The organism is Leptospira adleri (assembly GCF_002811985.1).
GTDB classification, from domain to species: domain Bacteria; phylum Spirochaetota; class Leptospiria; order Leptospirales; family Leptospiraceae; genus Leptospira; species Leptospira adleri.
This window is the reverse complement of the sequence record NZ_NPDU01000043.1, coordinates 1-20,183: the sequence shown is the minus strand read 5'-3', so window position 1 is coordinate 20,183 and position 20,183 is coordinate 1. Positions and strand designations below refer to the sequence as shown.

At 43.2% G+C, this 20,183-nt stretch carries 19 protein-coding genes; 2 read left to right on the top strand and 17 right to left on the bottom strand.

Annotated features, from left to right (window positions below):
- Positions 1-15: 15 nt before the first annotated feature.
- The 9 genes from CH376_RS15635 to nadC all read right to left on the bottom strand — a co-directional run bounded on the left by CH376_RS15635 (position 16) and on the right by nadC (position 10,206).
- Entirely contained in the window at positions 16-855 is an 840-nt protein-coding gene (locus tag CH376_RS15635) for a sterol desaturase family protein (RefSeq protein WP_100787028.1), read from the bottom strand.
- Between the two features lie 65 nt (positions 856-920).
- Entirely contained in the window at positions 921-1,715 is a 795-nt protein-coding gene (locus CH376_RS15630) for an AraC family transcriptional regulator (RefSeq protein ID WP_243394797.1), read from the bottom strand.
- 49 nt (positions 1,716-1,764) lie between these two features.
- On the bottom strand, positions 1,765-2,022 hold the full coding sequence (locus CH376_RS24645; protein WP_243394798.1) for a hypothetical protein: 258 nt from the start codon (positions 2,020-2,022) through the stop codon (positions 1,765-1,767).
- Positions 2,012-2,797: a Rossmann-fold NAD(P)-binding domain-containing protein gene (locus tag CH376_RS24640; protein WP_243394799.1), complete on the bottom strand. Its 786-nt coding sequence runs from the start codon at positions 2,795-2,797 to the stop codon at positions 2,012-2,014. The genes CH376_RS24645 and CH376_RS24640 overlap by 11 nt, the downstream gene beginning before the upstream one ends.
- A complete protein-coding gene (purB, locus tag CH376_RS15620) occupies positions 2,797-4,098 on the bottom strand; it encodes an adenylosuccinate lyase (protein ID WP_100787029.1) in 1,302 nt (433 codons plus the stop codon). The genes CH376_RS24640 and purB overlap by 1 nt, the downstream gene beginning before the upstream one ends.
- A gap of 298 nt (positions 4,099-4,396) precedes the next feature.
- On the bottom strand, positions 4,397-5,464 hold the full coding sequence (locus CH376_RS15615) for a hypothetical protein (RefSeq protein WP_100787030.1): 1,068 nt from the start codon (positions 5,462-5,464) through the stop codon (positions 4,397-4,399).
- Between the two features lie 11 nt (positions 5,465-5,475).
- Entirely contained in the window at positions 5,476-7,287 is a 1,812-nt protein-coding gene (locus CH376_RS15610; RefSeq protein ID WP_420843561.1) for an extracellular solute-binding protein, read from the bottom strand.
- A 16-nt stretch (positions 7,288-7,303) separates the two neighbouring features.
- The gene (locus CH376_RS15605) at positions 7,304-9,328 is read right to left on the bottom strand and encodes a RelA/SpoT family protein (protein ID WP_100787031.1); all 2,025 of its coding nucleotides are present in this window, start codon (positions 9,326-9,328) and stop codon (positions 7,304-7,306) included.
- Between the two features lie 2 nt (positions 9,329-9,330).
- Positions 9,331-10,206 (bottom strand): carboxylating nicotinate-nucleotide diphosphorylase, encoded by an 876-nt coding sequence (gene nadC, locus CH376_RS15600; protein ID WP_100787051.1) that lies wholly within the window; start codon positions 10,204-10,206, stop codon positions 9,331-9,333.
- Between the two features lie 406 nt (positions 10,207-10,612).
- On the opposite strand from nadC, the gene CH376_RS15595 reads away from it, so the two are divergent.
- Positions 10,613-11,119: a DUF2628 domain-containing protein gene (locus CH376_RS15595; RefSeq protein ID WP_100787032.1), complete on the top strand. Its 507-nt coding sequence runs from the start codon at positions 10,613-10,615 to the stop codon at positions 11,117-11,119.
- Positions 11,120-11,250: 131 nt separating this feature from the next.
- On the opposite strand, the gene CH376_RS15590 is transcribed toward CH376_RS15595, so the two are convergent.
- The 5 genes from CH376_RS15590 to lptE form a co-directional block, all read right to left on the bottom strand.
- A complete protein-coding gene (locus tag CH376_RS15590; RefSeq protein WP_100787033.1) occupies positions 11,251-12,903 on the bottom strand; it encodes a lipoprotein LipL71 in 1,653 nt (550 codons plus the stop codon).
- Positions 12,904-12,950: 47 nt separating this feature from the next.
- A complete protein-coding gene (locus tag CH376_RS15585; protein ID WP_002745051.1) occupies positions 12,951-13,286 on the bottom strand; it encodes an STAS domain-containing protein in 336 nt (111 codons plus the stop codon).
- Positions 13,287-13,356: 70 nt separating this feature from the next.
- Positions 13,357-14,481, bottom strand: coding sequence for a tRNA guanosine(34) transglycosylase Tgt (gene tgt / locus CH376_RS15580; RefSeq protein ID WP_100787034.1), 1,125 nt, complete (start codon positions 14,479-14,481; stop codon positions 13,357-13,359).
- Positions 14,478-14,960 carry a Fur family transcriptional regulator gene (locus CH376_RS15575; protein ID WP_100787035.1) on the bottom strand — a complete coding sequence of 161 codons (483 nt, stop codon included), beginning with the start codon at positions 14,958-14,960 and terminating at the stop codon, positions 14,478-14,480. Before CH376_RS15575 ends, tgt begins: the two co-directional genes overlap by 4 nt.
- Before the next feature lie 31 nt (positions 14,961-14,991).
- Entirely contained in the window at positions 14,992-15,552 is a 561-nt protein-coding gene (gene lptE / locus CH376_RS15570) for an LPS assembly lipoprotein LptE (protein WP_100787036.1), read from the bottom strand.
- 17 nt (positions 15,553-15,569) lie between these two features.
- Here lptE and CH376_RS15565 point away from each other — a divergent pair, with 17 nt between their 5' ends.
- A complete protein-coding gene (locus CH376_RS15565) occupies positions 15,570-17,408 on the top strand; it encodes a M23 family metallopeptidase (protein ID WP_100787037.1) in 1,839 nt (612 codons plus the stop codon).
- Positions 17,409-17,504: 96 nt separating this feature from the next.
- Here the strand turns inward: CH376_RS15565 and lsa26 are convergent, their stop codons facing one another.
- The 3 genes from lsa26 to CH376_RS15550 form a co-directional block, all read right to left on the bottom strand.
- Entirely contained in the window at positions 17,505-18,236 is a 732-nt protein-coding gene (gene lsa26, locus CH376_RS15560; protein WP_420843560.1) for a surface adhesion protein Lsa26, read from the bottom strand.
- A 150-nt stretch (positions 18,237-18,386) separates the two neighbouring features.
- Positions 18,387-18,896: a DUF1564 family protein gene (locus CH376_RS15555; RefSeq protein WP_100787052.1), complete on the bottom strand. Its 510-nt coding sequence runs from the start codon at positions 18,894-18,896 to the stop codon at positions 18,387-18,389.
- Between the two features lie 128 nt (positions 18,897-19,024).
- Positions 19,025-19,603: a DUF1564 family protein gene (locus tag CH376_RS15550; RefSeq protein WP_100787039.1), complete on the bottom strand. Its 579-nt coding sequence runs from the start codon at positions 19,601-19,603 to the stop codon at positions 19,025-19,027.
- Positions 19,604-20,183 lie beyond the last annotated feature (580 nt).

Here is a 20,183-nt window from a genome sequence, read left to right as displayed (position 1 = left end):
GGAATTTCTATTTTTCTAAGCGGCGACGGATTGTTTTGTTTTCCCTTTTTGTCCGCGAACTTCTCCCTCGGTTGAGTTCGCAGTTCGGGACGCGACCTCTTCGAAGGTTTCCTTATATTTTTCGTGGTTGGTTCCCATGATCTTATCCCAAAAGTTGAAATAGAGGGAATAGTTACAGTTAAAGTATTTATGGTGCATATTATGATGCGTCGTAGTGTTGTGCCAGTTCGTGAATTTACTTCGTAAAAACCAGGAAGGAAAAAGTTCGTATGATAGATGACCCAAAACGTTAAGCGAAGTCATATAAACGAAAAAAACGAGCATAGCGCCTTGATGAAGCGGAAACAAAACCGAAGCAAGAGGAATGATTCCCGATTCTACGATCGCTTCCAATGGATGAAAAGAAAAAGCCGCCCACGGAGAAGGATTTGTGGATTTATGATGAACAAGATGAAAACTTTTGAATAGAAGTTTGTGATGCATCATCCGATGCGTCCAGTAAAAGTAAGTATCATGTAAAAGAATCAAAGCGAAAACACTGAATATCAAATACGCGGTTCCGTAGTCAGAAACGCTTTCGTATATAAGATTGTATCCGTTCACCTGAGACCAAGCCGTAAAAACTCCGGAAAGTGCAAAAACAAAGAACGTAATCAGCGAGTATTTCACCTCGTGCCGGATCTTTTCCGGCTCTGGTTTTTTTCCTTGAACGAGTTTGTGTGAAAGTTTTTTTCCGAAAAAGACCCAGACCACGAGAAAGGCGCCGCCCGCAAAGAGCACATAACGCACAAACAGGGTTCCCCAGACGATCCCGAAAAATCCGGTGTAACCCACCTTTGAAAGCAATTCTTCCATTCTTCTTCTCTCCAGATTCTAAGAGATAAGACTCGTAGAATTCAATATATTATTGTCTGAAAAGTCTATTTGGGCTTACTATTTTCAAAATCGTTCAGGTTTATTTTAGGATCCACCCGATTTTTTCGATATTCCGTCGGGGTGAGAGACGTGAGCTCCTTAAAAGCGCGATTGAAAGGCCCGAGAGATTGGTAACCCAGATCCATCGCGATGCGGATGACGGGGATCTCGTCCTTCCCGGGATCCAAAAGAATCTCACACGCTTCTTGAATTCGATAACGATTGAGAAAGTCGTTAAAATTACGAAACCCTAGATTTCCGTTGATGAGTCTTCTGAGTTTATATTCGTGAACCTGAAGTTCGTCGGCGAGACTACGTATGGTCAAACCCTCGGAACGATAAATCTTTTCCTTTTCGAAAGAATCGATGAGCTTCTTCTGAAGAATCGGATCCACCGCAAGCGGCTTCTCTTCCTCCGCAACTCCGGCTTTCTTTTGAATCAATCCCTCTTTGAGTTCGAACATCAAAAATTGAAACGCAAGAATGAGTCCCCAGGCGAGGATTCCGTTGATCAGATCCAACACTTCGGAGACTTCTTTTCCTCTTAAAAATAAATGCGAAAATATATTGAGCGCAATCACGGTTCCGGATATGAGAATATGAATTTGTCTGAGTGTGCGTCTTGATTCTATTAGATCGTCTTTTCTTCCGATGTAGGTTTGAATGATCGCGGTCAAAACGAAACCGAGCGAAAAAATAGAAGGCAACAATATGCTGGAAAGAATTTTTTCGGATTCCACCGGACCTCGAAGCGAGATCTGCCCGAGGGTCGGATAAGTGGCGATCGTGGAAAGTATCAATTTTCCGGCGAGTAGCGCCCAAAACCATTTTTTAATTTCGAAATGGTCTTCAAAGGCGGCTAACGTGATGAGCCAGTAAAAAAAAAGGCAAGGACAAGACGGAGAGGAAAAGAAGATTCCGAATCATCGGCGGAATCTGAACGTTCACGTCCAAGTTGAGAATCAAATAGGAAAGAATCGAAAGAATAAAGAAGACGGCTATCTTTCCCCGAATGTCATACCAGTAGCGGAGTGAAAAAAAAAGAAGAAGAGAGACGAGGCCGCCTATCGAAAAGAAATGTAAGATATTTGTAATTTCAGAGATCACTGATTCCTTCCAGATTTTCCAACTCTGTCCAAAAGTCTTTTGTTTGTAAATCAGGAAGCAGGCTCCGGATAAGTCCGCTGTCGATAAAACTATCCTCTCTTTCCGATTCTACGATTTCGGATTTGAGAATTTTATCGTGTTCTTCCAAGAACGAGAATATTTCCTTCCAAGTGTGCCACTGGTTATCCGAAAGATTTAAGACTTTTGGGAGGGAATCAAAACCTTTTTTTCGAATAAGCTGCGTTAGGCGAACGACCGTCGAAGCGACGTCGTCGCCGTGGATAAGATTGAGTTGTCTTGAATTCTTCTTAACCAATCCTTTTCTCGCCCAATCCGCGGGATTTCTTCCTGGACCGTAGATTCCACAGAGACGGAGAATCTTTCCTCCCCTGCGCAGCCATTCTTCCTCCAAGGAAAATCGATCGTGATCTTTTTGAAGCGGAGTCGACTCCACGATATCCGGATCCCGTCTATAGATGCTCGTAGTTCCCAGAAGAATCAAATTTTGAACCGACAGAAAAAGAACGTCCAGAAATCGATTCGGATCTTTTAGTTTTTGGATCGGAAAGGTTACGATTCCGAGTTCCATCTCCTTTGGAGAATTTTTTTTTGAAAACTCGTCGAGAGAATCGGGATCGGAGAAATCGAAATTCTCCGTTCCTAAGATTCGAGTTTTAGCGGAAAAACTTCGTAACGAAATTTCGGGAAGAGCCAGGAGTTTTTCCGCGATACGCTTCCCGGTATAACCGAGCCCGAATACGGAGACGTTTCGCACTAACCCAGTCCCAGTCGTTTATAGATAAGCCCGATCTTTTCAAGATAAGGTTCGATCCTGAAAATATCGTCCAAGTCTCTTTGTGTGAGAACCTGATTGACGCGGGAATCTTTTTCAAGTCTTCCTTTCAGAGTTTCGGATTGATTTCCCCAGACCGCCATCGCGTGCTCTTGAACGATTAGATATGCGTCTTCGCGCACGATCTTTCCTTTTTCGATGAGTGCGAGTAGAACCTTTTGCGAAAAGATCAATCCACGCGTGACGCCTAACGTTCTTTCGATCGCATCCGGATAGACGTGAATATTTTTGATTACGAAGAGCATCTTATCCAGGATATATTCCAATCCGACGGTAGAATCCGGCAAGACTACTCTTTCGGCCGATGAATGAGAGATGTCCCGTTCGTGCCAGAGTGCGACGTCCTGTAGACCCACGTTTACGTTCGCACGGACGACTCGTGAAAGTCCGGAGATTCTTTCGCAAATCACCGGATTCCTTTTATGAGGCATAGCGGAAGATCCTTTCTGTCCCACCGAAAAAGGTTCTTCCACTTCTCTTCCTTCGGTCTTTTGAAGAAGTCGAATCTCCGTCGCCATTCGATCCAAAGAGGAAGCGGTCACTCCGAGTACGGAAAGATAAAACGCGTGACGGTCTCTCGAAACGACTTGTGTGGCGATCGGATCCACTCGGAGTCCCATCTTTTCGCATACGTAGGCTTCGATTTCAGGATCGATATTGGAATAGGTTCCCACCGCTCCCGAAAGTTTTCCCACTGCGATTTCTTCACGAGCGTCGGCCATTCTTTTTCGATTTCGGTTTAATTCTTCAAAAAATAATGCGAACTTGAGTCCGAGCGTCATCGGTTCGGCGTGAATTCCGTGGGAGCGCCCGATACACGGTAGGTCCTTATATTGGATCGCCTTTTCCTTTACTACGGCGATCAGCTCGTCCGTCTTTTTCAGAATGAGATCCATCGCCTGAACCATCTGAACGCAAAGGGCAGTGTCGCCGATATCCGAAGACGTAAGACCGTAGTGAACATGTCGTCCCGCCGGTCCGATGTAGGAATTCATGTTGGTCAAGAATGCGATGACGTCGTGGTGAACCTTACTTTCTATCTCGAGAATTTCTTCTACTTTGAACTTCGCTTTTGTTTTGATTTCCTGAAAATCTTCGGGTGGAACTTCTCCGCGTTTCATTCGAATTTCGCAGGCGAGAATTTCTATTTCTTTCCAGATTTCAAATTTGTTCTCTAATTCCCAAATTTTGGAAATGGCGGGATTGGAATATCGATCGATCATTGCTGGAAGGTCCTTTTAGGAAAATGAATTCAAATCCACTCTCCTATAGAAGGCCTTTCTGTAAAAAGAAAAATTGGACCGACAAAGAGGTGATCTAAATCTCCTGTGATATAGGTGGTCGCGCGGAGTTCCGTCCACTTTGTCCTCCGAAAAACCGCGTGTGAAAGATTCTGCAATACGCTCTTTGTCCCGGATTCAAAAAAGCGATACGCATTTTAGGATTTGCAGCCGAAATACCTTTTGTCCGGCCGTTTCTCATGGATTTCACCGTTGAAAGTGGACGGTCTACCGTCCACTTTCAACCTAGTTCAAAAGAACGAACAAATTCACGGATCGTGTTGATATGATCGATCTCCGGAGAAGGATTCTCCTTGCTCGGTTCGTAGAGATGCTCGTCGAAGACATGGTAGTCAAAAATCTTAAGAGAAAAATCCGGCAACGTGATGATGATATTTTCCGAATGAATATCGAAAATCAGCTTTTCCTCTTCTGCCAAGTGTTTTGTCACTTCGATCACTCTATGAAAATCCAGAGCGATCTTTTTCAACTTGGAACGGCTGATCACGCCGAACTTATGAGTGTCAAAGTTCAATTTCCACTTCGGAAAGAAGGCGTCCTGCAAAGGATTCTGACGAATCTTCTCGTTCAATCGGATGAATTCCTTTAGATGTTTTCCGGGAAGAAGATTTTGGTTGTCGCAAGGGGTTAGGGTAAGAAGCGGAATCCCGAACGGAGTTCTTCTCGCGCGAAGACCCATAAAATAACGAGTCGGAAGAACCAAATCGGGAATGAGAGATTTTAGTTTCCAATAATGAAGACGTTCCAAACCGAGCCTGGAAAACTTAAACTGAATGTCTTCCTTCGCCGAACGGCCCCAAGTTTTCGATTTCAAAAAATCCATCAAATGAATTTCTTCCGGTTTCAGATAACGATCCAGATTCTTATTCACGTGTTTGTATAAGGAACCAAAAATCGGATCCGAAGGAAGTTTCGACTTGCCTATCTTAACGACCTGATTCCAAGGAAGCGCATATACGAATTTATAAGAACCTCTTCCGATGTATTTTTCGGAAGAGAGGGGCATAAAGTTGTCAAGATATTCTCTCTCGTATCGATGCGTTATGCGAAACAGGTGAGAAACCGGAAACAGTCTTTCATACGTCTTTCTAACAAAACCGGATTCTCGCAGACGAAAATCGACTGGAAGATCCTCGATCGGAATTTCAGGCTTTGTCTTTTCAGGATCGTAAAAAAGTTCCTTATCGAGCCCTTTCTCCAAGAGCTCGATGAAGTTGGGAATTTTAGGCGAACTTAAGAAATCGCGTATGACCCCACCTAACTCGCCTAAACGATTTCTCTGAGCCATAAACTTAAATTTTACTGAAAATAAACCTTTTCGGAAATAGGAGCAAGTTTCGCTTTTTTCAAAATCGCTTCCTCGAGTTGGGAAGAACGATCCTGATCCAACCACCAAAGAGAAGACGCCTCTTTCTCGCTTCCGTATTTACCGAGCGGATTTTTAGGAAACTTGAATTTGTTCCAATACATGATTCTTGTCGCGCTCGTGTTCCAAAGAAGAACATAAGGAACTTGTGATGTAAGAATCTTGTCTATTTTTTTAAGGATCTCATTTCTTTTTGGAACGGAGAATTCCGTCCTTTGTTGTTCGATGAGTTTATCTACCTCCGGATTCTTAAAACCCGCAAGATTGGGCTGTCCTTTTTCTTCCGCGTATTTGGAATACCACATCGCTTCCGGATCCTTAAAAACGCCTCCGCCCCAAGCCGCCCAGGTCATATCAAAATCATATTTATCCATCCGAGAACTCCACTCCGCGAGATCCGTAGATTCAAGACCGATTATGATCCCGACTTCTTTCGCTCTTTCTTGAATCAGAGTGAGATATTTTTCGGACTTCTTATCCCTTTCCAGGATGTTGAACTTAAATTCCTTTCCGTCCTTTTCCAGAATTCCTCTCGCATTCGTTTTCCAACCTGCCTCGGCGAGAAGTTCTCTCGCCTTTTTCACGTCGAAATCGATCGGAGGATTGGGAGAAGAATTCGCCGGCCACAAATCCTGATAGAACGCGTTAGTCTCCTCGTATTCGTTGTATGCCAATTTTTCGATAAGAAGTTTTCGATCCACAAGATGAGCGAACGCTTTTCTAACTCTCACATCCGAGAAAATCTCTCTTCGTGTGTTAAAAACCAAACCTTGAAAACCGATCGGCTTGGAATTATAGATCTTCTGTTTGAGAATGTAATTCTCGTCGAACTTTTCCCCCACCGCGTCCTTTACCCAAAACGAAGCGGTATAAGTCGGGTAGATATCTATATCACCTTTTTTGAATGCTTGAAACGCGATCGGTTCTTCGTTATAGACCTTAAAAAGAATCGTGTCGAAGTTATCCAATCCTTTGTAGAAGGGATAAGCGCGCATCCAATAATCTCCCCTCCTTCTCATCTTCACGTAACGGCCTTTTTTTGCGGACAACATGGAATAAGGCCCGGAAACCACCGGAAAATCGAAATTCTCCTTATCGAAATTTCTCCCTTGGAAATGATGCGCCGGAAGAATGTAGAGAGAATTTGCGATCGTGTTAAAATTGGACCAGTGGATCTCTTTTTGGGTGAATTCGATTTCCCGATCGTTCAGAACGACCGGCTTTTCAAAACGGGAAAGATCGATTCTGAAAACGGCTGTATTGTTATTCTTATCCATCAGGGTTTCGTAAGTAAAAAGAACGTCGTGCGCGGAGATCGGTTTTCCGTCCGACCAAGTCGCGTTAGAGTCGATGGTAAAGGTAAACTTCTTTTTATCGGGCGAAATTTTCCAAGAAGAAGCAAGATGAGGAATCGGCTCGAGGGTGATCGGGTGATAGTCGAGAAGCGGCTCGAACATCAGACCGAAAATATGAGCGGTTGTGGAAAACTGATCGAGATAATAATTCAACGACTTCGGAAATTGATGACTGTAGATCCGAAAGGTTCCTCCCTTCTTCGCTTCCGGAGAAACGATCGGGTTGTGAACTCGAAGCGCCGCGGGGATCGAATCCGAACTTCCCTTCCAGGGAATTTCTTCCACTACCGCGGAAGTATCCGCTTCCTCTTTTTCGCCGCATTGGATGAGAACGCCTGCGGATACAAAAAGAAAAGAACAGTAAATAAAAAGTTGATAAACCTTTTTCAAAAAAATCACCTCGTGTTTAATTTTTAATTCTGTGAGCTTGGTATACGTCCGGGATCTGTTTTAGGTTGCTTAGAATTTCTTTGAGCTGATCCAAATGTTCCACTTCCACTTCAAAACTAGCAACGAGATTTCCCCTCTGATCCGTGGAGGCTTTGGATTCTCGAATGTTGGTCTGAGTGTTCGAAATGGATTTTACGATTTCCATAAAAATTCCTTGGCGGTCTTTCGATTTGACTTCGATCAAAACGGGAATGGATTCGTTCTGACCGTAATCCCATTCGACGGTGATAACGCGCATGGATTCTTCTTGTTCCTGTTGTTTGGCGGTGACACATCCTTTTTTATGAATGCTCACGCCGCGACCTCTCGTGACAAATCCGATGATTTCGTCTCCAGGAAGCGGAGAACAGCAACCGGAAAGCCGGACCGGAATTCCGCGAAGACCAGCGACGATCACCTTGCCGGCGGCTAAGTCGATTTGTTTCGTCGGTCTCGCGGAAGGTTTCTTCTTGAGTTCTTCCAGAACGTCCGCGTTAAGCGTAATCTCGGCGGCGAATTCGGCTTCCTGCTGAAGATCCTTTTTCGTTTCTTCCCTCAGTCTTCGAAAGTAAGCCCGAAGTTTCTGTCTCGCGGACGGAGTTCTTACGATGCGAAGCCAGATCGGAGAAGGTTTGGTCCTTTTATCGGTGATGATTTCGATCTGATCTCCGGAACGGATCTCGGTGCGGAGAGGAAGCATTCTTCCGTTGATTCTTCCGCCCTTTGCTTTTAAACCGACATCGGTATGGATCCGAAACGCAAAGTCGAGGATCGTAGCGCCTTTCGGTAACTGAAGAATTTCGCCTTTCGGCGTGAAGACGAAAACCTCGTCCTCGTGAAGATCGTATTTTAATTCTTCGACGAATTCTTTAGGATCCAGGGCCGAATCCTGCCAAGAACTCAAGAGCTCCAACCATTTTACCTTTACACTCTTCCCGGTCGCGGAAGGTTTTCCTTCCTTATACATCCAGTGCGCCGCGATACCGTATTCCGCGATATCGTTCATTTCTCTCGTTCGAATCTGAACTTCGAGGGGTTTTCCGTCCGGCCCGATCACGGTCGTATGAAGGGATTGATACATGTTGGTTTTAGGAGTCGCGATATAATCCTTAAAACGTCCGGGAACGGGATTCCAAAGCGTATGCACGATTCCTAATACGCCGTAACAATCCTTCACTTCGTTGGCGATGATCCGAATCGCGCGAAGATCGAAAATTTCGTGGAACGTTTTTTCCTTGAGTTTCATCTTTCGATAGATGGAATAAAAATGTTTAGCTCTTCCGTCGACGTCGGCTTCGATTTGGATTTCGGAAAGTCTCTGAAGAAGAATAATCTTCAGCGTTTCGATAAACCCTTCCCGTTCCGACTTCTTTGAATTGATATTTTTCTTAACTTCCTGGTATTCTTCCGGATTGAGAATCTGAAACGCGAGATCCTCGAGTTCGGATTTGATCTTATAAATCCCGAGCCTTCCGGCTATCGGAGCGTAAAGAGAAAGAGTTTCCTGAGCGATTCTTCTTTGTTTTTCCGCAGGTTGAAAAGAAAGGGTCCTCATGTTGTGAGTTTTGTCGGCGAGTTTGATAAGAATGACTCGGATATCCTTGATCGTCGCAACGATGATCTTGCGGATATTCTCCGCCGCTTCCGTTTCCTTAGACTGACTTTTGATCTTGGAAATTTTAGTCACGCCTTCCACGAGATCGGTAATGTCTTCGCCGAAATCTCGGATCATATCGTCCCGGGAATATTCGGTGTCTTCGATCACGTCGTGAAGAAGTCCGGCGCAGATTACCTTTTCATCCAAACCGAGTTCGAAAAGAAGATAACCTACTTGAAGCGGATGAACGATATACGGTTCTCCGGAAAGACGGAACTGCCCCTGGTGCGCCTTCTCGGACACGTCATACGCCCTTAGGACGGATTCGTAGGCGTTGTCGCCGAGAGTTTCTCGAACGCCTTCTAAGAGCATTTCTTTGGACGCGGGCGCTTTCACAAATCCCATTATCAGCGTTGTTCTATATCCAAACCGAGGTCCAGAAAACGGGTCGTATGAGTCAGATATCCCATACTCACGCCCGCTCCGGAAAGTTCGGCGAGGGCTTCCAATTTTTCGGGAGTAATTCCTCCGGAGATTTCTATCTGCACGTTAGGCGCCTTTTGCTTCAAGGTCGTATAAGCGATCTTCGCGTCTTCCAGGGAAAAGTTATCCAGAAGAATCACGTCGGCGCCCGATGTAATCACGTCTTCGAGTTGCGAAAGAGAATCGATTTCCACTTCCACAAGCCTTCCCGGGAACTTGGTCTTAATTGTATTTACAGGTTCGTGAGCGGAAGAATACATCGCGAGATGATTGTCTTTGATCAACGCCATCTCCGAAAGATTGAGTCTGTGATTGCTTCCTCCTCCGCAATAGACCGCGTATTTTGCGAGCTTGCGATAACCGGGAAGCGTTTTGCGCGTATCCAAAATCATAAGACCGTTTTTTCCGTATTTGGAAACGACTTCTCCCGTACGCGTGGAAATACCGGAAAGATATTGAAGAAAGTTCAAAAGAATTCTCTCGATTCGAAGAATGCCGATCAAGCTGCCTTGAATCTTAAGAAGAGTGTCTCCCTTCGCGAAAGTGTCCGAATCTTTTTTTAAGAATTCATACTGAATGGAATTTCCGGAAAGAACATTCAATACTTCTAATACTCCTGTTCCGCAAAGAATTCCGGGTTCTCTTGCGTTGAGGCTGGCGCTCGCTTTTTTTTCAGGAGAAAAAAGAGATACGGAAGTGATGTCCTCATCGGGACAGTCTTCCCGCCACGCGAGCGTGACCAAGGTCTCATAGTCTTGATAATTTACAGAGGAAATAGGCTGAGTATAAGCGCGCTTCATTTCAATAATGTTTTCCAATTCAGAAGACACAATCAAGTGAATTTCGTCAAGAGCGGCAAAATAAGAAACCGTTCTTCGGGGAACATTTTCGTCCCGCAAAATTCGGAAAGGAATGTCAAAAATTTTCTCCAAAATGGAGCTCGTAAAATCCATTTGTGCAACCTTCAAAAAAGTGAAATCGAATTTCGGGAGAGCTTTTCGGAAACAAATTCCGATTTCGGAAAATTCTTAAATTAACTCCGAAAGTTTCCGCAACGGAATGAAAAAGAAAACGTTCGAATTTGAATCTTCGGAAGTAACTAACGCGAATTCAAAAAGGGAAGAATTTAGGAATCAAAAAATTTCCCGAAAATCTGTTGCACGAATGAGCCTCGAAAAATTCTAAAAATCAAAACAGGAGATCCGTGTGAAAGGAAGAGGAAATGAAAGATTGGAAAGTCTTTTGGACGAATACGAGAAGGACTTGAATCGGGAATTTATCGGCAACAAAGCCGATTTTTATTTTGGAAAGTGGGAAAAGATGAGAAAGAATTCCTCTGCGATGAATCTCTACTCCTGGAACTGGGGCGCCGTCCTTTTTGGTCCCGTATGGTATGCTTATCGAAAGATGTATTTGATTTCGATTCTTTATTACGGACTCATTATCGGAGCATCCGTCGTTCTTTCCTACTTTTTGGAAAAAGACATTCCCAATTCTGCGTTTGGAGGAGGACTTTTGGTTTTCGGCATGTTCGGAAATTATACGTATTTGGATTTTATTTCTAAGAAAACCCGAAAGATCGATGAGGACGCGACTAAGGATGAAATGGAAAAGTTGGAAGAATGTAAAAAACAGGGAAGAACCGACCTAAGAGCGGCGCTCTTGGCTGCTATTCCGATCCTGATCGGCGGAATTCTCGAAATCATACGATAAAATGAAATAAATCGGAGGTCCGACTCCGAAAGAAGCATGTCCTCTTTGAAAAAGTGGACGGAACTCCGCACACAAAAAAGGCTTGGTCGTTTCGACCAAGCCTTCGTTTTAAAAAAGAACTAAAATTCTTCCTACTGAAGATTTTCCGGATTTTCTTCCTCAGCGTTTTCCTCTTCAGGAGCCGCTTCGGAACCAGCGTCGTCTCCGGAAGTTTCCGGCTCCTTCACTTCATTCTTCTTTTTGCTTTCAGCGTCTTCGCCGCCGGACTCAGACTCTGCTTCCTCGGTTTCAGTTGAAGCAGGCTTTTGATTTTGCTCAATCGCCTCAACTTCTTCCGCAGCAGCCGGTTTCTTCTTGCTTGGAACCTGATTTTTATTGAACTTGGTCGGCCCTTTCGCTGGTGGAATCAGCAATACTTGTTTTGGGAAAATCAGATTCGGATTTTTGATCTTTCCGCGATTCGCCTCGTAGATTCTTTTCCAAAGTTTAGAAGTTCCATAATGTCTTTTATCCTTTGCGATTCTCCAAAGACAATCAGCCGGAACTTTTTTACGAACCACATAACGTTTCCAACCCTCCGGCAAGCCGTCTTCTCCCATTTTGGAGGAAGAATTCTTTCCTTCCGTAGTCTCCGTTTTGTCGTTCTTTCCGTCTTTTCCGGTTTTTGTATCGCGATTTGCAATTTTGTCTCCGGAAGTTTTGCGTTCCATTCTTTCCGCAAGCTCTGCGGATTGGTCGACAACGATTCTGGAAAGACGAATCGCTTCTTCGGAGCGGGCAATAGAATCTTCGTACTTCTCGGAAGAATAAAGATCTTCCGCTGAAACTCTGGATTCTTCCGCAGCTTTTAGATTTTCTTCAGCTCTCTGGTAAGATACTTGGAAATCCCTGGAAGCGTTGACTTTTGTTTTATCAAAAGATGCTAATTTAGTCGTAGCGGAAGCGATGCTTTGTTTCGCGAGTTCCTTTTGCTTTTCAGCGTAGGCCTTGATATTCTTTGCTACGAGCTCTCCGGATTTTTTACGGATATCGTCAACTTCGACATAACCGTCTTTGATCTTTCCTTCTTCGATTTTTGCTTTCGCAGAATCCAAACGGTTTCTTGTCTCTGCTACCTCCGGATCCTTTCCTTCGGCATATTTGTCGGCGTCGCTTAGATTTTTCTCGATGTCCGCGAGAGAATCGATGAGTTGTTGTTTTTGAGAAAGGGCTAATACCTTGGATTCGTCTGCGGCTTTTTTAGAGTCCGCGTATTTCTGGCGAGAGGCTTCGTATTGATCAAATGCGGCCAAACGAGTTCTCAACTTTGCATCGTCGCCGGATTCTCTTGGATAAGATTCCAGGGTCCGATCCGCAGTTTCCCGAAGCGTATCCCCTTCTTTACGAAGTTGAACCGCAGAGTTGTAAGGCTCGGACGCCAACTGGACGGCGAAAGCTTCGTCTGCGGAATCGATCGAAGCCGAGGATTCTTTTCTCGCATCGTCTACGGACGATGGAAATGATTTTTCGGATGCGTCTAACGCTTTCGCTCTTGCATATTCTGCGGACTTTTTCGTTTCCGCTAAATCTTCTTCCGAAGCCTTTTGGTGAGCGTTCAATAAACTTTTACGAGCTTCCTCGAGTTCCGCAGGAGCGTATTTTTCAGCGCCTGCGGATTTCGCTCTGGTGATCGAATTCTTTGCGTCGCTCAACTCCTGAATTGGAAGTTCAGCTCCGCAGGCAATCAGAACACCTGTAAGTAAAATTATAAAAGCGGAGGATATTTTTCTTTGGATTGATTTCATAGCGGCACCAGGTTTCAGAAAAGGTAGGATAAATTTAGAATCCGATCTTACTTAAAGGCAGACACTGCCTCGGCTTCATTATCAAAAATCTCGAAGAAAGAAGTAAGCTTTGTGAGCTCGAATACTTTTCGTACCGATCCGGAGACGTTGATAATTTTAAGTCCCCCCTGATACTTCTTCAGGTTGGAGAGGCTGGAAATCAGTGCACCAATACCAGACGAGTCAATGTAGGAAACTTTTTCCAAATTGATAATGGTATAATATTTTTGTTCCTCGATGAGTTTAGCGATTACATCTTTTATCTCTGGGGCATTGTAGAGATCGATTTCTCCGTTTATGTCCAGAATCACAATGTTCCCGCTTTCTCTTCTGGTTATTTCCATAAATAATCAGCAACTCCTTTCTGTCTCTTTCCGGCCAGCTCTACTAAAGGAAAGGCGATTCTTTAAATAGTCAACCGGAAAATTCAGGCTTTTCGTACAAATTTTTCCACCTGGCATAGGTTTCTAAAAATTCTCCTGCCTGAATGGATTTTTGTATCTCTGAAAGAAAATTTTTCATGAAGAATAAATTATGAAACGTTGAAAGTGAAAATGCCGTGATCTCTCCGACGTGATGAAGATGTCTGATATAGCCGATGCTGTATCTTTTACAAACTTTGCACTGACAATTCGGGTCCATCGGAGCTTCGGAGTTCTTCCATTTCTCATTTCTAAGATTCACCTTGCCCAAAGAAGTGAAGACTTGTCCGTTTCTTGCGTTTCTGGTCGGGAGTACACAGTCGAACATATCTACTCCATTCTTAACTCCGTCCAAAATATCGGGAACGGTTCCCACTCCCATCAAGTAGAGAGGCCGACTTCGATCAGTGTGAGAGGAAATTCCGTCAAGGATTCGTATAAAATCCTTTCTCGGTTCTCCCACGGAGAGTCCTCCGATCGCAATTCCGTCAAACGGCAGTGATGCGATCGCTTTTAAACTCTCGAGACGAGAATCCAAATCGATTCCACCTTGAAAAATTCCGAAGAGATGTTGAGAATTCTTATTTTTCTCCCAGTGCTCGACTGACATTTCCGCCCAACGATGCGTTCGATCCAATGACTGCCTTAGCCTTTCCGCACTCGAATCAAAAGGCGCACAATCATCCAAGACCATCATGATATCGGAGCCGATACTTCTCTGAACGTCGATCACCGATCCCGGCGTAAAGTAATGCCGACTTCCGTCGATATGAGATTGGAAGCGAACGCCGTCAGTTTCATACTTAAAAAGTGAATTGAGACTGAAGACCTGATATCCTCCGCTGTCGGTGAGAAGCGCTCCCTTCCAGGTCATAAATTTTTTCAGACCGCCGAATCGATCCAAAACGGAAGTTCCGGGACGAAGATAGAGGTGATAGGTGTTACCCAATATTAGAGAATACTCAAGTTCTTCGAGGTCTTCTGTATCGAGGGTTTTTACGACTCCACGAGTACCGACCGGCATAAAAATTGGAGTGTTTAGTTTTACTCCGTTGAGATCGAGAACCCCGGTTCTGGCTCGAGTATGCGGATCCTCGGAAGTGGTTTTAAAAATCATCTACCGGAAGTGTGTTCGTTACAGGTTCCGTAGATGTTCAAACTGTGGCCTGTGATTCTGAATCCGTTGTCTTTCGCCGCTTGCTCTTGCAGTTGCTCGATTCGTTCGTCTACAAATTCCACAATTTTTCCGCAAACGGTGCAGATGATATGATCGTGGTGTTTGTGACCGATGATATGTTCGTAATATTTGTAATCTTTTCCGAAGTTATGCTCTTGAAGAAGTCCGGCGGATACCATGATGGAAAGAATTCTATAAATGGTTGCCTTGGAAATTTGATCTCTTTGATCTTTGAATTCTTCCAAGAGTCCTTCCGCGGTGAAGTGATTGTGAAGAGAAAAAATTCTCTCCGCTACCAACATCCTCTGACTGGTGATCTTGAGTCCTTCTTTCTGAAGGTATTCTGAAAAAGTCTGCATTTCCATGCGGACAGCGGGTTCGGTTTTGTTTAGGATGGCTTCTTGTTTTTCTCGGTTCATAAGAGATTACTCAAGGGGCGGGTCAAGATTATCAGGGATCAATCTTTCCGGCAATAGAAAAATACCAGGCTCTTTCCATCTCTTCTGCGATCCGGACGGCCATAATTTTTAGGAGACGGGACTGGGCTTGATTCTCGCTTTCGCGAAATCCGACTTGGTCTGAAAACATGATTCTTACCTGAATCTCCTCTCTTTCCAGAGGAATTTTTTGTCCTCCCGCTTTCTGAAGTTCAAGGCGGACGATGACGGACATTTCTCGGGAGATCGCTTGACCGCCTTGATCCAAAAGATTTCCGACGAGCTGATAGTGAACGACTTCTCCGTAAAGACGATAAGCGGCGAGAGATTTATCCCGGGTTTGCAGGAATCTTCCTCGCGAATCGATTTCGGAACGAACCAGTTCCGTGAGAAGAGTTTGAACTCCCATTCCGTAAGAATTGTTTCTGAAGTTTTGAACATAGAGTCTTCTCTGATCGTCCGGAATCGGAACACCGTCTATCTTAGGTGGATTTCTAGGTTCTCTCGTAAAATAGGTGCAGGAAAAAAGGGAGAGGATTGTTAGAATCAAAAATGCCAGACGGCCAAAGAACATACTTAGAAGGATCTTTCTTGGTCGTACCTCCGCGCAAGAGATTTTTCGGAAATGCTTTTCGGCTTTACAAATTTCAAATTGGATTCCATTTTCTTGGGAGGATGAATCGATTCTTGATTTTTAGAGGCTTCTTCTTGGGGATGCTACTTCTTTGTGCGAGCGCGTTACGCGCGGAGGACCGACCAGAAGAACTTCAGCTCTTTCCCGAACTTCAAGGAAAGCTCCGGTTTCCGATGGAGTTTCAGACGCCGATTTCCGGTTCTTTTGCCGAATATCGAGTCCACCATTTGCACATGGGGGCCGACTTTAAAACATTTCATGTGAACGGTCTTCCAGCCATCGCTCCCTTTGACGGTTTTGTAGAATCGATTTCCGAATCTCCTTCCGGATACGGATTGAATCTCATGGTCCGTTCCCCCTCGGGTCTGAGGGCGAAGTTCGCTCATCTTTTCAACTTAGAAGGTGCAAAAAAAGAATTGGAGAATTTAAGACAGGCGCTTCATCTTCTAAGTGACGGAATTTTTTCCGTCAAATTTTCCGATCAAAGATTTTCCATCAAACAAGGACAGGCGGTCGCAAGAATTGGAGAATCGGGAACCGGGGTTCCACATTTGCACTTTGAGCTCCACGGAAATGGAGATACCTTCAATCCTCTTGCCTATTTAAGAATGACTGATAAGGACGGAACTCCGCCCGAAATGTTGGTCTTGTACGTCGACTCGTCCGACGGAAAGAAGTTTCGGATTCCTCTATTAAAAAAAGAGACTGGAATCTACGAAACGAACGATCCTGAACCTTTGAAAATCGGGGGGGAGGTTCGAATCAAACTCGGCGCTTTTGATCGAATGAACTCAAGGAACAAGAATAATCTCTATTTTGCAAAACTTGTCTCCGGACTTCAGATTCTTTATATGAGAAAATTTGAAAAGATGAGTTACGCGGAGGCAAGAGATCACCAATCAATCTATGATTCCAACCGTTCTTCTCTCAATCCCCCCGTTTATGTATATAATCTTTTTCCGAATCAAAAGCCGAGCATTGACTTGAGACTTTTTCCGGAGGGAGAAGAGATTCCTCTCGAGATTATCGCCGGAGACAAGGAGGAAAACATTTCGTCCTTGAAGCTCCGAATTCTGAATACGGGATCCCAAGGAAGAATCGAAAAGGCGACCGCTATCGAATATTTTTCGCAAGACAAAAGATTTTCTCTTATAACACCGCGAGGAAACACTTTCGGGAAAGGTAATATTCTTTTTGAAAAGGTCGGAACACCGCCGGATCAAACTTTTATACCTGAAGGTTTGATTCTTAAAAGCGATTTGATTGAGATCGAATCCACTGGGATCAGCTGGTCCGGAGAAGCAAAATTGATCTGGAAAGGACGGAGGTTGGGGAAGGGAGAAAATCTTTATCTTCTGGAAGAAGGGACCAAACGTTGGGGAGTGCTCAAAACAACCTCTTCCGGAGAAGGGACCAGTGCAGTCCTTAATAAAATCGGCATTATCGCAGTCTTAGAAGATCGTTCCAAACCCAGAATCGAACATCCATATTTGATCTCCCGTCACAGATTTGATACGGAGGTCCGTCCAAATTCCATAATAGAAAGAATGTATTCCGTATCCGATATCGGTTCCGGTTACGGAGGCGGTGCAGAAATATTTTTAGATGGAGAAATTTATCCCTACGAATTCGAATCCGATCGAAAAATGATCCTTGTGAGAATTCCAAAATCATTTGGAAAATTTAGGAAGAAACTCTTGCTTCAAGCAAGAATTAAGGATCGGGCCGGTAACGCTTCCGAATGGTTGACCGACCTGATAGACCTAGACAAATCTTTCGAGAAGAGAGATGGTTGAATTCTTAAATTATGCTCGAGTTCCGAACGCGAACTTTTTCTTAACACAGGATGGAGTTCCGTCCTATGCTAAGAAAAACAATTCTTTAAAAGAAAATCACTTCTTCACTTCCGGATAAGCCCCACCTGCAGGAGCTTTGTAATTGATTTCAAAAATATCAAAATCTGACTTTCTCCAACCGGTAGCGAAGGCTACGGAAACTCCGAGAAAGTATTTTGTCCCAAACTTCATCGTATCCCAAGCAAATGCGGCTACGTTTTCATTCGTAACGGAAAAAGGATGAACTTTTCCACGGACCTCGTCTAAATAGAGACCTTCATAGGTGCCGATCATTGTTCCTTGATATTCTAATTTTAGAATTCTACCCGCAACGGAGAAATTACGTTTCGAGCCGGACTTATCTACAATAATTTTATCGGTGATATCTTTCGGAAACGCAGGTAACTGTTTTACGGCGCCGATCACTTCCAAATCCGTAGAAAGCGCGATCGGTTCAAAACGGTGAATTCTATAATGAACAAGAATCTCTTGATTCAAATTGTTGTTCAAAAAATTTACAACGTCCCCATTTTCCGGACGAACGCTAAATTCTACCTTTTCTTTAAGAGGAGAAAAGCATTCGTCTTTTGATGCGTCACATTTTTCTGCTTTGTCAAAAGTTGTAAATTCGAGGAGACCTTCGTGAGAATCGAAAATAATTCCGCGACTCTCAAATTGAACGAGTTTAACAACCGCCCAACCTTCAGAATAAGTTCCCGCTGCAAAAACGGAAGAAGAAGAAAAAAACAAAGAACCAAAGACAAGAGTTAAAGCAAAAATTCTATTCATTTCTCGGAACATCCTACACTCCAAAATTTTCTTAAGAACTAAGATTCGATCACTCTAGATCCGGAATCTTCAGTTTCAAGAAAATATTTACAAAATTCTTAAATTTAGATCTTAAGCGGAGCGCAGGAAGTTCCTTACTTTTTGAATTTCCTATGTTCCCGTCCTTAATTGCCAAGGAGATAAATTCTCACCATCTGAAATAGACTTTGAAGCATATTCCGATATTGGATAGAATTCCATTTCCAAAAGTTTTACAAACATTCGACACATCGAAATTCCGTGAAAAAAGGAAAGCCTCCTGAGTTCTATCCAGTCTTCGTCGAAAGGACGAAAAGAAAATCGGACTAACCGAAGTTTTTGTTTTTGATATCCGATTTTCTTTCTTGGAAAATGGAATTGAATCGAAACCAAAAGGCTCTTTTTCCTAAGACATTGATTTAAAAGAATCCTCAGCGAGCCGCCCGCCTTCTGGATTCTTTCTTCCAAATAAGGAACCAATTCCTCAGGCACATTCAAGTCCGAAGGGGAGCCTAATTTTTTTAGAATTCCTTCGGTTTCAAAAACGACAGATTCTTTCTCACTTGAAAGATCTTTACTGAAACGATGCGGCTTTAATAGCCTCAGATGTCTGACCGGTTGCTTTTCTTTTTTTGTCCTCATACCACTTACAGTTCCAAGATATTCTCCAAGGAGGCGGATTTTTGAAAAAAAAATTTTTTCTTTGAATTTTTTTTTGGACGGAAGACCATCCCTCAAATTATTAATTTCCTCGCCATACGCTAGGAAAATTAAGAATCAGAAGCAAATTTCTTTGCAAAATCCCCTACAAAGAAAAGGGAAAACGAGATAAACCTTCTGCCTGGTAAAATTTTCTGAACTAAGGAAATTCCATTTTGCTTTTCTTTTTTTCCAAAATTAGCATTTTTTTCAGATTTAAACACAAAGCGCTTTCGGGATTTGTTTTCATTTTCTTCCATCTGAAGGAGAATTACGAAGAAGTTACAAATGGAAAGGCCATAGTATCTCGCAACAACTCGCAACTCCGCCCAATCTGAGGAATCCGGACGAAACGGAAATCGAACCAACTCTAAATTTACGTCTTGATAGATTGTTTTCTCGTTCTTCGACGGAATCAGTAATGAAAAGAAATTGAAACGGTTTTTTGTAAGGAGAAAATGTAAAAAGTTTTTTAGAGAACCGAATTCCGAAATTCGCCTTTGCAAAGCAGGAACATTTCGTTTTGGAATCCAAAGATCCGACGCTGAAATTCGTTTTGCTTTAGAATCTTCACCGATTCGATATTTCTTTCGATTTTCCGAAAGTGATCGGAGATGATTCAAGACATTAGAATGTTTTATTTTTCCCATACTCTTTACAGTTCTTCAATGAATCCGAATATTAGAATTTCTTGCTGTTTTTTTGAAAATTTTTCTTTTTTTATAAGCGAGTTACCTCATTCAATGTTGGTCGTAACTTCGACCAACATTGAATCTATAATGAATCCTTTTTTAGCTAAAGGCCATCATATTATATTTTGAAGGAATTAAGGAGTCAGCACAAAGCGTTAAAAGCAAATTCAAAAAGAATAATTTGCTCGAGTTACATCTATCCTATCACTTTTTCAGCGGAGCTCCGTCCAATTTATTTCCTTCGCAAAAAAACTATTACTATCACATCAAAATCTGCTATCTACCGCAGAATTCTCAACCAACGAACTATGTATTCCCTTAAATAAAGTAATCTCGGGTCAAATCCACTTGGAAAGAATTCCTTCTCAGAATAATCAAAGTATAACTCTAAGCACGTTGATCTGTTCAAAGAATTCGCAGGAAAATTTGTTAATATCCAAAAATCATTGATAACGTCCAAAACATTTCGCAGATTTAAGAATGAATGAGAAGGCTCTCCTTGCCGATTGAGTTTGTAACGATCAAATTCAAAAAAAGG